This is a genomic window from Micromonospora sp. NPDC051141, assembly GCF_044455765.1.
Lineage (GTDB): Bacteria > Actinomycetota > Actinomycetes > Mycobacteriales > Micromonosporaceae > Micromonospora.
The window spans coordinates 365,357-380,470 of record NZ_JBITFD010000003.1; the positions used below are offsets into that span (position 1 = coordinate 365,357).

Annotated in this window: 14 protein-coding genes; 11 read left to right on the forward strand and 3 right to left on the reverse strand. The window is 73.5% G+C overall.

Going from position 1 to position 15,114, the window contains the following annotated elements:
• Nucleotides 1-33 precede the first annotated feature (33 nt).
• On the forward strand, nt 34-960 hold the full coding sequence (locus ACIA6B_RS07005) for a serine protein kinase RIO (protein ID WP_396771765.1): 927 nt from the start codon (nt 34-36) through the stop codon (nt 958-960).
• A gap of 87 nt (nt 961-1,047) precedes the next feature.
• On the opposite strand, the gene ACIA6B_RS07010 is transcribed toward ACIA6B_RS07005, so the two are convergent.
• On the reverse strand, nt 1,048-1,296 hold the full coding sequence (locus ACIA6B_RS07010) for a DUF2630 family protein (protein ID WP_107162524.1): 249 nt from the start codon (nt 1,294-1,296) through the stop codon (nt 1,048-1,050).
• Between the two features lie 339 nt (nt 1,297-1,635).
• Here ACIA6B_RS07010 and ACIA6B_RS07015 point away from each other — a divergent pair, with 339 nt between their 5' ends.
• The 8 genes from ACIA6B_RS07015 (at nt 1,636) to ACIA6B_RS07050 (ending at nt 9,871) form a co-directional block, all read left to right on the forward strand.
• Nucleotides 1,636-2,973, forward strand: a complete 1,338-nt coding sequence (locus tag ACIA6B_RS07015; protein WP_396772086.1) for a cytochrome P450 — start codon at nt 1,636-1,638, stop codon at nt 2,971-2,973.
• Nucleotides 2,970-3,845: a terpene synthase family protein gene (locus ACIA6B_RS07020; protein ID WP_396771767.1), complete on the forward strand. Its 876-nt coding sequence runs from the start codon at nt 2,970-2,972 to the stop codon at nt 3,843-3,845. The genes ACIA6B_RS07015 and ACIA6B_RS07020 overlap by 4 nt, the downstream gene beginning before the upstream one ends.
• Nucleotides 3,842-5,395 carry a prenyltransferase/squalene oxidase repeat-containing protein gene (locus ACIA6B_RS07025; RefSeq protein WP_396771769.1) on the forward strand — a complete coding sequence of 518 codons (1,554 nt, stop codon included), beginning with the start codon at nt 3,842-3,844 and terminating at the stop codon, nt 5,393-5,395. Before ACIA6B_RS07020 ends, ACIA6B_RS07025 begins: the two co-directional genes overlap by 4 nt.
• 80 nt (nt 5,396-5,475) lie before the next feature.
• Entirely contained in the window at nt 5,476-7,923 is a 2,448-nt protein-coding gene (locus tag ACIA6B_RS07030; protein ID WP_396771771.1) for a nitrate- and nitrite sensing domain-containing protein, read from the forward strand.
• Nucleotides 7,924-7,989: 66 nt separating this feature from the next.
• Complete coding sequence (locus ACIA6B_RS07035) at nt 7,990-8,415, forward strand: roadblock/LC7 domain-containing protein (protein WP_091573440.1); 426 nt, start codon at nt 7,990-7,992, stop codon at nt 8,413-8,415.
• Complete coding sequence (locus tag ACIA6B_RS07040) at nt 8,412-8,801, forward strand: DUF742 domain-containing protein (protein ID WP_107162529.1); 390 nt, start codon at nt 8,412-8,414, stop codon at nt 8,799-8,801. Before ACIA6B_RS07035 ends, ACIA6B_RS07040 begins: the two co-directional genes overlap by 4 nt.
• A complete protein-coding gene (locus ACIA6B_RS07045) occupies nt 8,782-9,390 on the forward strand; it encodes an ATP/GTP-binding protein (protein WP_107162530.1) in 609 nt (202 codons plus the stop codon). The genes ACIA6B_RS07040 and ACIA6B_RS07045 overlap by 20 nt, the downstream gene beginning before the upstream one ends.
• Entirely contained in the window at nt 9,383-9,871 is a 489-nt protein-coding gene (locus tag ACIA6B_RS07050) for a GNAT family N-acetyltransferase (protein WP_396771774.1), read from the forward strand. Before ACIA6B_RS07045 ends, ACIA6B_RS07050 begins: the two co-directional genes overlap by 8 nt.
• 318 nt (nt 9,872-10,189) lie before the next feature.
• Here the strand turns inward: ACIA6B_RS07050 and ACIA6B_RS07055 are convergent, their stop codons facing one another.
• A complete protein-coding gene (locus ACIA6B_RS07055; protein ID WP_396771776.1) occupies nt 10,190-11,038 on the reverse strand; it encodes a LysR family transcriptional regulator in 849 nt (282 codons plus the stop codon).
• A 94-nt stretch (nt 11,039-11,132) separates the two neighbouring features.
• Between ACIA6B_RS07055 and ACIA6B_RS07060 the strand changes: the two genes are divergently transcribed.
• Entirely contained in the window at nt 11,133-11,864 is a 732-nt protein-coding gene (locus ACIA6B_RS07060; protein WP_396771778.1) for an SDR family oxidoreductase, read from the forward strand.
• Between the two features lie 66 nt (nt 11,865-11,930).
• Here ACIA6B_RS07060 and ACIA6B_RS07065 read toward each other — a convergent pair whose 3' ends face one another.
• A complete protein-coding gene (locus ACIA6B_RS07065) occupies nt 11,931-14,786 on the reverse strand; it encodes an aconitate hydratase (RefSeq protein WP_396771780.1) in 2,856 nt (951 codons plus the stop codon).
• A gap of 106 nt (nt 14,787-14,892) precedes the next feature.
• Between ACIA6B_RS07065 and ACIA6B_RS07070 the strand changes: the two genes are divergently transcribed.
• On the forward strand, nt 14,893-15,102 hold the full coding sequence (locus ACIA6B_RS07070; protein WP_396771782.1) for a hypothetical protein: 210 nt from the start codon (nt 14,893-14,895) through the stop codon (nt 15,100-15,102).
• The last annotated feature ends 12 nt before the right edge of the window (nt 15,103-15,114 follow it).

Consider the following 15,114-nt stretch of genomic DNA (forward strand, 5'->3'; position numbering starts at 1 on the left):
TCCACCAGACTCGACCGAAGGACAGATCCACCCGTGCGCGATCACGACTTCCCGGCGCAGCCGCGCCGTGGCCGCGGCAAGAGCCGCTTCGACGACGACGAACCCGATTTCCTGAAGCGGGGCCGGCCGGCCCCGACCCTCGCCGACCCGGACGCCGAGCCCGACGCGGAGGACCGCTGGTCCTCCTGGGACCAGGCCGTCCACGGCCCGGAGCCGTACCCGGCCTGGCTGGTGACCGAGCTGGCTGCCCGGGACACCGAGCTGGGGATGCTCAAGACCGGCAAGGAGGCGGACGTCCACCTGGTCCGCCGCGCGGTGCCGGAGACCGACCGGGGCTGCCTGCTGGCGGTCAAGCGCTACCGGGACGCCCAGCACCGGCTCTTCCACCGCGACGCCGGCTACCTGGAGGGCCGTCGGGTACGCCGGTCGCGGGAGATGCGGGCGATGGCCGGGCGCACCGCGTTCGGCCGGCAGATGATCGCCGGGCAGTGGGCGGCGGCCGAGTTCGCCGCGCTGTCCCGGCTGTGGGAGATCGGCGCCGCCTCCGGGCGGATCGCCGTGCCCTACCCGGTGCAGCTGCTCGGCACCGAGCTGATGCTGGAGTTCGTGGGCGACGCCGGGGCGGGCGAGGCCGCGCCCCGGCTGGCCCAGGTCCGACCGGACGACGACGGGCTGCGCGACCTGTGGGAGCAGTTGGTCGACGCCCTGGTGGTGCTGGCGCGGGCCGGGTACGCCCACGGCGACCTGTCCCCGTACAACCTCCTGGTGCACGCCGGCCGGCTGGTCCTGATCGACCTGCCGCAGGTGGTGGACGTGGTGGCCAACCCGCAGGGGGCCGAGTTCCTGGCCCGCGACGTGCGCGTGGTGGCCGCCTGGTTCACCGCCCGGGGGCTGCCCGCCGCCGACACCGATCCGGTGGCGCTGACCGAGGTGCTGCTGCGGGAGGCGGGAATCCGCTGAACCGCGGGCGTCCCGGGCGGGCTGCGTCCCGCCCGGGACGTCGGTTCGGCGGTACCTGCGGCCGGCGGTGCCCGCCCGGCGCGCGGGTCACTGGAGGTAGCGCTCGACCTCCGGCACCGGGCGCTCACCCTGGGCGTCCGGGTCGCCGTGCGCCTGCCGGGCCGCCCGGCGACGGCGGAGCAGGTCCCAGCACTGGTCCAGGGACTCCTCCAGGTGCCGGAGCCGCTCGCGGGCCTCGTCGTCGGTGCCGGCCTCGTGCTGCTGCGCGCCGGCGCGCAGCCGGTGCTCCTCGTCGACGAGTTCGGAGATCCGGCTCAGGATGGTCTTGTCGTCCATTCCCGAAGCTTGGCACAGCGGACGCGCCCGCGCCCGCGTTCCCGCGGCGGCGAGGCAGGTGTCAAGCGGGCTCCGGCCGATACCGAAGGTGTTGAGCGAGGGCCCGGCCTCACCGCAAACCTTTCGGCGTGACGCATATCCCACCGACTCCATTCTCGACAAAGAGATTGTTGTTAAGTGAAATATCCTCGTTGCCGTCTTTTGATTCAACGTCCAGGATGGCATGCTCGCGAGCAACGTTCACGGGTCGAGACGGGGTAGCGACCCTCAGCAACCCGAGGGAGCGTTCAGGTGGTCGATTCGTCCGGCCTGTCCCGGCCCACCGGCCGGCCTCGTGTCGTGCCGCTGCGGCAGATCCTGCCCGCCGTCCTGCGGGACCCGGCCCGCGCGCTGATCGACGTGGGCAACCGCACCGGCGGCGACCTGGTCCGGCTGAATCTCGGCTCGTTCCGCCCGTACCTGGTCACCCACCCCCGGCACGTCCAGCACGTGCTGCGCGACCGGGCGGACAACTACGAACGGGCCGGCGACGGACTGTTCTGGCGCCCGGTCAAGCGGCTGTTCGGCGAGGGCATCCTCGGCGAGGGGCAGGTCTGGTCCGCCAGCCGCCGGATGTTGCAGCCGATGTTCACCGCCAAGCGGGTGGAGGCGCTCATCGACGGCATGGCCGAGGCCATCTCCGACGCCGTCGACGAGCTGGACGAGCCGTACCGCGCCGGGCGGCCGGTCGACATCGGCGTCGAGCAGGCCCGCATCGTCAGCCGGGCGATCATGAAGGTGCTCTTCGCCGACCGCATCTCGGTGCCGGACGCGATGCGCGTGATCGACGCCCAGGACCGCATCGCCACCGCGGTCATTCCCCGCATCGTCGTACCGTTCGCGCCGCTGTCGCTGCCGATGCCGGGCGACCGGGCGTTCCGCCGTGCGGTGCGCGTGGTGGACGACGTGCTGGTGCCGATCGTCCGGCAGACCCGCGACGACGCCGACTCCGGCGACGACATCATCTCCACCCTGTGGCGGGCCCGCACCGACGACGGCCGGCAGCTCGACGAGCGGCAGGTCCGCAACGACACCGTGGCCATGTTCGCCGCCACCACTGAGACCACCATCAACGTGCTCACCTGGGCCTGGCCGCACCTGCACCAGCACCCCGAGGTCGCCGAGCGGCTCTACGCGGAGATCGACGACGTGGTCGGTGACGGCCCGGTACGCCGGGAGCACCTGGACCACCTCACCTACACCAGGATGGTGCTGGACGAGCTGCTGCGGCTCTACCCGATCGGCTGGATCATCCCGCGCCGCGCGGTCGCCGACGACGTCATCGACGGCGTGCCGATCGAGGCCGGCGCCACCATGGCGGTCAGCCCGCTGATCACCCAGCGGATGCGGCAGTTCTGGGACCGGCCGGACGAGTTCGACCCGGAGCGGTTCCGGCCGGAGCGGGTCCGCGACCGCCACCGGTACGCCCACTTCCCGTTCGGCGGCGGCCCGCACCAGTGCCTCGGCATGTACCTGTTCTATCTGGAGGCCCAGCTCATCCTCGCCACGATGCTCAGCCGCTACCGTTTCCGGCTGCGTCGCACCGACGTGCCCTGGTTGCGCCTGGCGGCGGCGCTGCGACCCCGCGAGCGGGTCGAGCTGACGTTGCTCGCGGCCGGCCGGGCGGAGCCGGCGTGACCGGCGGACCGACGCCGGATCCGATCACCGCCGCGGCGGAACAGGGCCGGATCTGCGCGCTCGTCGCGCACGGCCAGCGTGGCCTGCGGCGGGTGGCCGCCGCGCACCCCGACCTGTTTCCCGCCGACCCGTTCGACGCGACGCTGTTCGGCAGCATCGCCTCGGCGATGGCGTTCAGCGCGCCCTGGCACACCGCCGCCGAACTGGCGGTCACCAACCGCGCGGTGCTGTGGGGCTTCGCCGTCGACTGGCTGGTCGACCAGCGGGCGACCAGCCGCGCCGAGGTGGACCGGATCGCCCGGACCTGCCTGGACGTGCTGGACGGCGCGTCGACGACCGACCCGCTCGGCCGGTTCCTCGCCGAACTGCGCGACGACGTCGCCGCCGCGCCCGGCTACGCCGCCCTGCGCGGACGCTGGCGCACCACCATGGAACGCACGCTGGACGCGATGGCCCGCGAGTGGACGTGGCGGCGCACCGGCCGGCCCACGCTCGCCGAGTACCTGGCCAACGCGGACAATCTCGCCGCCACGGTGGTCAACGTGGCGCACTGGATCCACACCGGATCGGTCGCCGACGCCGCCGCGCTGGACCGACTCATCGAGGTCGGCGACGAGGTGCAGCGGGCGCTGCGCCTCGTCAACGACCTCGGCACGCACCGCCGGGACGCGGAGTCGGGCGACCTCAACGCGTTGCTGCTGGTGGACGACCCGGCGGAGGTCGAGCGGCGGTTCGCCGAGCAGGTCGACCACTGCCGGGCGCGGCTGGCGAAACTGGCCGACGAGGCGCCCCGGGAGGCCGACTTCCTGTCCCGCCAGCTCGGGTTCACCACCGGGTTCTACCGGCACACCGACTTCTGGGGCGTGCGGTGAGCCTCACCGCCCAGCCCGCCACCCGGAGCGGGCCCGCGCGGGAACTCGTCGACGCGCTTGCGGACGACCCGACGGGGCAGACCTCGCCGTCGATCTACGAGACCGGCCGGCTGGCCGCGCTGGCGCCCTGGCTGCCCGGCCACGACACCCGGCTGGCCTGGCTGCTCGACCGGCAGCGCCCGGACGGCGGCTGGGGCGGGCCGGGCGGCTACGCGCTGGTGCCGACGCTGAGCGCCGTCGAGGCGCTGCTGACCGAGCTGCACCGGAGCGGGCCGGCCACGGCGCCGGCCACCGCCGCGCACCGCGGCCTGGCGTTCCTGGCCGCCGCGCTGCCCGGTGACACCCCGCCCGACCTGCCGGCCACCGACCTGATCGTGCCGGCGCTGCTGACCGCCGTGGACCGGCGTCTCACCGGCCCGGCGGGCCCGCCGCCCGGGCTGGCCGGGTGGGCGGACCGGCCCCGCCTGCCGCTGCCGGCCGGTCTCGACCCGGTCCGGCTGACCCGGGTACGCGGACTGCTGGCCACCGGCCGACCGGTCCCGGCGAAGCTGGCGCACGCGCTGGAGGTGGCCGGCGAGTTGGCCCCCGGGGCGGCCGGGGTCCGCCCCTCGGCGAGCGGCTCGGTGGGCGCCTCCCCGGCCGCCACGGCCGCCTGGCTCGGCCGGCCCGAGCCCGGCCCCGCCCTGGACTACCTGCGCGGGGTCGGCCGCCCCGGTCCGGTGCCCTGCGCCAGCCCGATCACCGTCTTCGAACGGGCCTGGGCGCTCGCCGCCCTGATCCGGGCCGGCGTCCCGCTGCGGGTGCCGGAGCCGGTGCTGGCCGAGTTGGGCGCCGCCGTCGGCGCGTCCGGCGCGGCCACCGCGCCCGGGTTGCCGGCCGACGCCGACACCACTTCCGTGGTGCTCTACGTGCTGGCCCGGCTGGGCCGGCCGCTCGGTGTCGCCCCGCTCGCCGGGTACGACACCGGACGGCACTTCTGCACCTGGCCGGGGGAGGACGGCGCCTCGCTGACCACCAACGCGCACGTGCTCGACGCGCTCGGCGAGCACCCGACCCGGCCCGGCGTGACGGCGGCCCGCCGCCGGGTCGCCGACTGGCTCGTCGAGCGGCAGCAGCCGGACGGACGGTGGGAGGACCGCTGGCACGCCTCGGCGTACTACGCGACGTACGCGGTGCTGCTCGCGCTGGCCGACCACGCGCCCGACGGGGCGGCCCGGAGCGCCGTCGAGCGGGGCGTCGGCTGGCTGCTGGACACCCAGCGGGCGGACGGATCGTGGGGGCGCTGGCAGGGCACCGCCGAGGAGACCGCGTACGCGGTGCTCGCGCTGACCGGCGCGGGCCGCGCCGGGGACCCGCGGATCGCCGCGGCGCTGGCCCGGGGCCGGGCCCGACTGTCCGAGCTGGACGGATGTGACGGCGGTCCGGCACTCTGGCACGACAAGGACCTCTACCGCCCGACGCGGATCGTGCGTGCGGCGGTACTGGCCGCGTCGGGGCGTGCCGGCTGGGCGTCGCCGCATCCGGCACCCACCATGATCAGGATCGCTTGAATGGAGTTCACGACGGCTGCTAGCGTGCGCCGGAGTCGATCGGATTCCGGACCGACCGAAGACCGGGCCAGGACGGTGTGATGGGTTCCCGCAGTACGAATCTCCGTACGAAGATCATCGCCCTGCTGGCGTCGCTGACCGCACTCTGGGCGTTCGCGGCCTGGGTGACCGTACGGGACGGGTTCAACCTGCTCGGCGTGCAGGCGCTCAACGCGCGGGTCTTCGAGCCGAGCGACCCGCTGCTGCTGGAGCTGCAGAACGAACGCCGACTCTCGCTGCGCTACCTGGGCGAGTCCGACCCCGGGCAGTTGCAGGAGCTCCAGGCCCAGCGCGGACGCACCGACAGCGCGGCCACCGCGCTGTGGACGTCGGTGCAGGACTGGCGCACCGAGGTCCCGGCCAGCGACGAGCTGGAGCAGCGGCTGGCCGAGCTGAAGGCCGAACTCGGCCAGCTCGTCCAGGTCCGCGACGAGGTGGGCCGCAAGACGATCGACCGGACCGCGACGCTGACCGCGTACGACGAGGCGGTGGACGGCATCTTCGCCGTCTTCGACGCGCTCGGCGGTCTCGACGACGACCAGATCGCCCGGGACACCGCGGCGCTGATCGACCTGAACCGCTCCCGTGAGCTGCTGTCCCAACAGGACGCGCTGCTCACCGGCGCGGTCTCGGCCAACCGGCTGACCGTCGCCGAGCAGACCGCGTTCGCCCGGCTGGTCGGCGCCCAGTGGTTCCTCGCCGACCGGACCGCCCGGGAACTCGCTCCGACCGACCGGTCCCGCTACCAGCAGATGGTCGAGGGGGAGGCGTTCGGGCAGCTCCGCACGCTCCAGGACCGGGTGCTCGCGGCCAAGGGCGAGGACGTGCGCCCGCCGGTCACCGCCGCGGCCTGGCGGGCCGCCGCCGACCGGGCGATGGCCGACCTGCGCGGGGTGATCCTCGCCGGCGGCGAGGACATCGTGTCCCGGGCCACCCCGGTCGCCATCGGCGTCATCATCCGGCTGGTGCTCGCCGCCGGTCTCGGCCTGATCGCCGTCGTCGCGTCCGTCATCGTCTCGATCACCACGGCCCGCGCCCTGGTCCGGCAGCTCGAACGGCTGCGCGAGGCCGCCTTCCGGCTGGCCAACGAGCGGCTGCCCAGCGTGGTGGAGCGGCTGGGGCACGGTGAGGAGGTGGACGTCGCCCGGGAGGCGCCGCCGTTGCAGTTCGGCGACGACGAGATCGGCCAGGTCGGCAAGGCGTTCAACGCCGTGCAGGAGACCGCCGTCCGCACCGCCGTCGAGCAGGCCGAGCTGCGCCGCAGCGTCCGTGACGTGTTCCTCAGCCTGGCCCGGCGCACCCAGGCGCTGGTGCACCGCCAGCTCACGCTGCTCGACGCGATGGAACGCCGGGAACACGACGCCGAGGAGCTGGAGGACCTGTTCCGGGTCGACCACCTGGCCACCCGGATGCGGCGCAACGCGGAGAACCTGATCGTGCTCTCCGGATCGACGCCGGGCCGCGCCTGGCGGCGCAGCGTGCCGATGGTCGACGTGGTGCGCGGCGCCGTCGCCGAGGTCGAGGACTACACCCGGGTGACCGTCCGGCCGCTCGGCGCGGTGTCGCTGACCGGCCGCGCCGTCGGTGACGTGATCCACCTGCTGGCCGAGCTGATCGAGAACGGCCTCTCCTTCTCGCCGCCCCAGACCACCGTGGAGGTCCGCGGCCAACTGGTCGCCAACGGCTTCGCCCTCGAGATCGAGGACCGTGGCCTCGGCATGAGCGGCGACGAGCTGGCCGCCGCCAACGCGCGCATCGTGGACCGCTCCGAACTGAACCTCGCCGACGCCGCCCGGCTCGGCTTGTTCGTGGTCAGCCGGCTCACCGAGCGGCACGGCGTGAAGGTGCAGCTCCGGGAGTCGGCGTACGGCGGCACGACCGCGGTGGTGCTGATCCCGCGCGAGCTGATCAGCACGGACGCCGGCGACCCGGGCGGCTCCGACGACGCCGGCGACGACGCCGCCGCGCCGTCGCCGGCCGCCGTGGCGCCCGACGGATCGGGCCGGCCCACCGAGGAGACCGTCGTGGTCCGGGTGGGCGAGGACGGCACCACCGGCGGGTTCGGCCCGGTCGACACCGGTACGCCGGACGCCGAGCCGACACCGCCCGCGCCCCGGATGACGCCGTCCGGGCTGCCGGCGCGTACCCGCAAACGGCAGCCCGCGGTGGCCGGGCCGACCGCGGAGCTGGCGGTGGTCGAGAACCGCGCCGCCCCGCCCGCGGCCGAGGCGGCGCCGCCGCCGCAGACCGACGCCGGGCTGCCCGTCCGGGTACGCCAGGCCAGCCTCGTCCCCGAGCTGCGGCACGAACGGCCCGAGGCGGACGACGACGGGGCGGACGACACGGCACGCGCGCCGGAGCAGGTACGCCGGATGATGAGCTCCTACCAGAGTGGAACCCGACGTGGCCGCACCGACGCGGCGCGGCTGCTCGGCGGGGCGCACGGGGCCGGTGACGGGCCGGCCGACGGAAACGAGCAGGTCACCTGACCGGGCGTCGACGCCGACGCATCCGGGACGAGAACGGCACACCAGCCGGGGAGAAGAGGACGACGAGTGGCGCAGAAGACGGCTTCGAGCGCGGATCTTGCGTGGCTGCTGGATGACCTGGTCGGCCGGGTCAAGCAGGCGGAACACGCCGTGGCGCTCTCCACCGACGGACTGCTGATGGCCTCGTCCCGCGGGTTGAGCAGGGACGACGGCGAGCACCTGGCGGCGATGGCGGCGGGCATCCAGAGCCTCGCCCGGGGCGCGGGCAAGCGGTTCGGCGGTGGTCAGGTGCAGCAGACCATCATCGAGATGCAGTCCTCCTTCCTGTTCGTCACCGCGGCCGGCCGCAACGCCTGCCTGGCGGTGCTGGCGGCGGAGGACGCGGACGTCGGCCTGATCGCGTACGAGATGGCCATGCTGGTCACCCGGGTCGGCCGGTTCGTCGCGTCACCCACCCGGGAACAGCCCCTCGGCGAGAACACGGCGCGATGACAGGCCGGGGGGAGTCCACCGAGCAGGAGTGGGTCGACGACCACGCGGGCCCGGTGGTCCGCCCGTACGCGGTGACCGGCGGCCGGGCCCGCCCGGTGACCGGCACGTTCGACCTGATCTCCCTGGTGACCGCGACCCGCGCCGAGGTCGGGTCGGAGTCCGGGCTGGGCCCGGAGCACGTGGCGATAGTCGGCCTCTGTCAGCGGATCCTTTCCGTGGCCGAGATCGCCGCCCATCTCGACCTGCCGGTGGGCACGGTCCGGGTTCTCCTCGGAGACCTGGCGGCCCGCAGTCTGGTGCAGGTACGCGAGCCGCGCGCCACCCCCGCCGGCCTTCCCGACGAGCATGTTTTCGAGGCGGTAATCAATGGACTACGGGCGCTCTGAGCGGCCGGCGGGAGCAGCGCCGCTGCCCACCGCGATCAAGATCCTGATCGCCGGTGGTTTCGGCGTCGGCAAGACCACCATGGTCGGCGCGGTCAGCGAGACCCGGCCGCTGCGTACCGAAGAGGTGCTGACCGAGACCGGGATCGGCATCGACGACCTCTCCGGGGTGGAGGCGAAGTCGACCACCACCGTGGCGATGGACTTCGGCCGGATCACGCTCAGCGACGATCTGGTGCTCTACCTGTTCGGCACACCCGGGCAGGACCGGTTTTGGTTCGTCTGGGACGAGCTGGCGCTGGGCGCGCTCGGCGCGGTGGTGCTCGCCGACACCCGCCGGCTGGCCGACTGCTTCCCGTCGATCGACTACTTCGAGGGGCGGGGCACGCCGTTCGTGGTGGCGGTGAACTGCTTCGAGGGGGCCCGGCAGTTCCGGCTCGACGAGGTCCAGGCGGCGCTCGACCTGGACCCGGGCGTGCCGGTGGTGCTCTGCGACGCACGTCAGCGCGAGTCGGCCAAGGAGGTGCTGATCACGTTGCTGGAGCACGCCATGAAGCTGCGTGAGGCGCGTCGGCGGGCCGCCGGTGACTGAGCCGGCCGTGTCCGTCCGCGCGATGACCCCGGAGGAGTTCGACCGCTGGCAGAACGAGCTGGCCGTGGAGTACGCGCGGGAGCACGTGACGGCCGGCAACTGGACGGAGGCGGAGGCGCTCGACCGGGCGCGGGAGGCCAACGCCGCCCTGCTGCCGGACGGCCTGGCCACGCCCGGCATGCTCCTCCTGATCGGCGTGTTGCCTGACGGTTCGTCGATCGGCCGGCTGTGGATCGGCCTGACCCATCCGCGCGGCGTCGCCCACTGCGCCTTCATCTACGACATCGAGGTGGACGCCGACCGCCGCGGTCAGGGCCTGGGCCGGGCGTTGCTCGCGGCGGGGGAGCGGGCGGCCCGGGAGCGGGGCGCCCGGGCTCTGGAGCTGAACGTCTTCGGTGCCAACGAGAGGGCCGCGACGCTCTACCGGACGTCGGGCTACCAGGTGGTCACCCAGCAGATGCGCAAGGACCTGCTCGCCTAGCTCGCGCGGACCTTGGCTCGGGTGGCCCTTGACTCGCGCAAGGGCTCCCTGGTTACTGAGCGTCACCGTGGCAGGGGAACCCGTTACTTTGGGGCGGTATGCCTCTCGGTCATAATTATGACCGAGAGGCATACCGCTGCACAGGCAACTGTGCCGCCGGCCGCGACACGCCCGGGGGCGACTTGCGGCCGGCCCGGCTGAGCGTCGTCTCCGGACACGCCCGGCGACTGCCGAGGCGGCCGGGTGGCGCGGCGCGCCCTCCGGAGAGCAGCGTGGGGCGTGGCCGCAGCGGTGGCTGGGCAGCCCGCGCGGGCGCGGCTAGAGGCGGGTGGCGGTGCGGACCAGGGCGGCCAGGGACCGCGACCGGCTGTGCGGCGGCCACGCGATCACCGTGGTCACCGCCGGCGCGTCCGGCACCGGCACGGCGGCCAGGTCGGGGCGCAGGAGCGTCCGGCACGACTCGGGGAGCACCGCCGCCGTCCGGCCGAGCGCGATCAACTGGAACAACTGGGCGTGGTCGCGAACCTCGGGCCCCGGCCCGTCCGGATAGCTGCCGTCCCGGCGCGGCCAGCGCGGCAGCGGCAGGTCGGGCAGCGCGGCGACGTCGGCCGTCCGCACCTGCGCCCGGCCGGCCAGCGGATGCCCGGCCGGCAGGACCACCACCTGCTGTTCGGTCATCAGCTCCTCGGTGTCGAGCCCGGCCGTCGAGTCGAACGGCAGGTGCAGCAGCGCCACGTCGGCCCGCCCGTCGCGCAGCAGCCGCTCCTGTTCCCCGATGCCGCACAGCAGCACCTCCACGGCGACCGCGTCGGGCTCGGCGGCGTACGCGTCGAGCAGTTTGGGCAGCAGTTCGCTCGACGCGCCGGCCTTGGTGGCGAGCACCAGGCCGGGCCCGCCGGCCCCGGTGGACGCGGCGCGGCGGGTGCGGCGGTCGGCGGCGGCCACCGCGTCCAGCGCGGCCCGGCCCTCGCGCAGCAGCACCGCGCCGGCCGGTGTCAACGTGACGGCCCGGCTGTCGCGGGCCAGCAGCGTCGCCCCGAGCCGCCGTTCGAGCTGCGCGATCGCCCGCGACAGCGGTGGTTGGGCGATGCCGAGGCGGCGCGCGGCGCGGCCGAAGTGCAGCTCCTCGGCGACCGCGACGAAGTAGCGCAACTCCCGGGTCTCCACCCGGCCACCGTACCTCCGGGCGATACCCGTCGGGTATCGCCCGCTACCGAGACGGTGTTGGCCGCCCGTCGCCGGCGCGGCCAGGATCGATCGCATGAGTGAAGGCACGATCGCGCTGGTGACCGGCGCGAACAAGGGAATCGGGTACGAGATCGCGGCCGGGCTGGGCGCGCTCGGCTGGCGGGTGGGCGTCGGTGCCCGCGACGAGCAGCGCCGGGAGGCCGCCGTGGCGAAGCTGCGCGCGGCCGGCGTGGACGCGTTCGGCGTACCGCTTGACGTGACCGACGACGCGAGCGTGACCGCCGCCGCCCACCTGCTGGCCGAGCAGGCCGGCGGTCTCGACGTGCTGGTCAACAACGCCGGCGTCACCGGCGGCATGCCGCAGCGGCCCGGCGACGTGGACGTCGGGACCGTGCGGGCCGCGGTCGAGGTCAACGTGATCGGCGTCATCCGGGTCACCGAGGCGATGCTGCCGCTGCTGCGCCGCTCGGCCGCTCCCCGGATCGTCAACATGTCCAGCGGCGTCGGCTCGCTCGCCCGGCAGAGCGCCTCCACCGGCGAGGAGCAGACGGGCCCGCTCTCCGTGGCCTATGCCCCGTCGAAGTCGATGCTCAACGCGGTGACGATCCAGTACGCCCGCGCGCTCGCCGACACGAACATCCTGATCAACGCCGGCTGCCCCGGCTTCACCGCGACCGACCTGAACGGCTTCCGCGGGGTGCGTACGCCGCAGCAGGGCGCGGCGATCGGGATCAGGCTGGCGACGCTGCCCGACGACGGGCCGACCGGCGGGTTCTTCGAGGACGCCGGCGTGGTGCCCTGGTGACCGGGCAAGGAGGGGCCCCTTGTCAACAGACGTCTGTCAACAAGGGGCCCCTCCTTGCACCAGGTGCTAGCTGGCGATCATGCGGCGCAGCACGTACTGGAGGATGCCGCCGTGCCGGTAGTAGTCCGCCTCACCGGGGGTGTCGATGCGGACCACGGCGTCGAACTCCACGCCGGTGTCGGTGGTGACCTTCACCGTGCGCGGGGTGTCGCCGTCGTTGAGCGCGGTGACACCGCTGATCGAGAACGTCTCGGTGCCGGTCAGGCCCAGCGACTCCGCGGTGGTGTCGACCGGGAACTGGAGCGGCAGGACGCCCATGCCGATCAGGTTCGAGCGGTGGATCCGCTCGTACGACTCGGCGATGACCGCCTTCACGCCCAGCAGCATGGTGCCCTTGGCCGCCCAGTCCCGCGACGAGCCCGAGCCGTACTCCTTGCCGGCCAGGATGACCAGCGGGACGCCCGCCTCCTGGTACGCCATCGAGGCGTCGTAGATCGAGGACTGCTCGCCGGTCAGGTGGTTGACCGTGAAGCCGCCCTCCACACCGGGGACGAGCTGGTTGCGCAGCCGGATGTTGGCGAACGTGCCCCGGATCATCACCTCGTGGTTGCCGCGGCGGGAGCCGTACGAGTTGAACTCGTGCCGGGCCACGCCGTGCTCGGCCAGGTACTTCCCGGCGGGGGAGTCCGCCTTGATGGAACCGGCCGGGGAGATGTGGTCGGTGGTCACCGAGTCGCCCAGCTTCGCCAGCACCCGCGCGTCGGCGATGTCCCGCACCGGGGTCGGCTGCTGTTGCATGCCCTCGAAGTACGGGGGCTTGCGCACGTAGGTCGACTCGCCGTCCCAGGAGAACGTGTCGCCGGTCGGGGTCGGCAGCGACTGCCAGCGCTCGTCGCCGGCGAACACGTCGGCGTACGCGGCGCTGAACCCGGTGGCGCCGATCGCCGAGGCGATGACGTCCTGGATCTCGGCGGTGTTCGGCCAGATCTCCCGCAGGAACACCGGGTTGCCCTGGGCGTCCTCGCCGATCGGCTCGTTGGCCAGGTCGATGTCCATGGTGCCGGCGAGCGCGTACGCGACCACCAGCGGCGGGGACGCCAGGTAGTTCATCTTGACGTCCGGGTTGATCCGGCCCTCGAAGTTGCGGTTCCCGGAGAGCACCGAGACGACGGCCAGGTCGCCCTCGTTGACGGCGGCGGAGACCTCCTCCGGCAGCGGGCCGGAGTTGCCGATGCAGGTGGTGCAGCCGTAGCCGACCAGGTTGAAGCCGAGCTTCTCCAGGTACGGTGTGAGGCCGGCGCGGTCGTAGTAGTCCATGACGACCTTGGAGCCCGGCGCGAGGGTGGTCTTCACCCACGGCTTGCGGGCCAGGCCCTTCTCCACCGCGTTGCGGGCCAGCAGCGCGGCGCCGATCATCACCTGCGGGTTCGAGGTGTTGGTGCAGGACGTGATCGCGGCGATCACCACCGCGCCGTGGTCCAGCTCGTACTCGACGCCGTCGGCGCCGGTCACCCGGACCGGGTTGGTGGCCCGGCCGCCCGCGCCGACGGCGGCGGTCTCCAGGTCACGCGGCGCGTCCGCCGGGTCGTTGACGCCGTTGGCCGGCGCGTCGCTGGCCGGGAACGACTCGGCGCTGGCCTCGTCGGCCGGGCCGTCGGCGCCGAACGGCTTCTGCTGCTGCGGCACGCCCGGCTTGCGACCCGGGTCGCCGCCGGTCTCGTCGGCCGCCACGTAGTCGGTCAGCGCCGAGCGGAACAGCGTCTTCGCGCTGCCCAGCGGCACCCGGTCCTGCGGGCGCTTCGGGCCGGCCAGGGACGGCTCGATGGTGCCGAGATCCAGCTCCAGGCGCTCCGAGTACTCCGGCTCGTGGTCCGGGTCGTGCCAGAGGCCCTGCTCCTTGGCGTACGCCTCGACGAGCGCGACCTGGGACGCGTCGCGGCCGGTCAGCTCCAGGTAGCGGACCGTCTCGCCGTCGATCGGGAAGATCGCCACGGTGGAGCCGTATTCCGGCGACATGTTGCCGATGGTGGCGCGGTTGGCCAGCGGCACCGCGCTCACGCCGGGGCCGTAGAACTCGACGAACTTGCCGACCACGCCGTGCTTGCGCAGCATCTCGGTGATGGTCAGCACCAGGTCGGTGGCGGTGGTGCCGGCCGGCATCTCGCCGGAGAGCTTGAAGCCGACCACGCGGGGGATCAGCATGCTGACCGGCTGGCCGAGCATCGCGGCCTCGGCCTCGATGCCGCCGACGCCCCAGCCCAGCACACCCAGGCCGTTGACCATGGTGGTGTGCGAGTCGGTGCCGACCACGGTGTCCGGGTACGCCTGGCCGTTGCGCTCCATGATCGTGCGGGCCAGGTACTCGATGTTGACCTGGTGCACGATGCCGGTGCCCGGCGGGACGACCTTGAACTCGTTGAACGCGCTCTGACCCCAGCGCAGGAACTGGTAGCGCTCCTTGTTGCGCTCGTACTCCAGCTCGACGTTGCGTTCGAACGCGTCCTCGCGGCCGAACAGGTCGGCGATGACCGAGTGGTCGATGACCAGCTCGGCCGGGGCGAGCGGGTTCACCTTGGTGGCGTCGCCGCCCAGGTCGCGGACGGCCTCGCGCATGGTGGCCAGGTCGACCACGCAGGGCACGCCGGTGAAGTCCTGCATCAGCACCCGGGCCGGGGTGAACTGGATCTCCACGCTCGGGTCGGCGGTGGGGTCCCAGCCGCCGAGCTGCCGGATGTGGTCGGCGGTGATGTTCGCGCCGTCCTCGGTCCGCAGCAGGTTCTCCAGCAGGATCTTCAGGCTGTAGGGCAGTCTGTCGTGCCCCGGAACCTGGCCGATCCTGAAAATCTCGTAGCTCGCGTCTCCGACGCGTAGCTGGGTCTTCGCACCGAAGGTGTCGAGGCTCGCCACGTCGTACTCCTTCACACCAGCGACCGTGAGTAGTCCTGAGCAGTTTGTCGCACCGACCGGGGCGCCGCCGTGCTTAGGCGACACTTACCTGCGTCGGTCTCTACAAAACCGTACGTCCGTCTTGCTATTCACGCAACCTCGTGCCACGCAGCGGGACGAGGAGGCGCCCGCCCGCGAGGCCCACCCGGCGCTGGTCCGCGCCGACCTGGACGGGCTGGCCGCCGCCGGTCACGCCGTGACCTGGGGCGACGACGAGATCCCCGGCATGCGGCGGTTCCACACGTACGACCCGCACGGCAACCGGCTGGAGTTTCTGGCCCCCACGGGCTGAGTTCCACCCGGG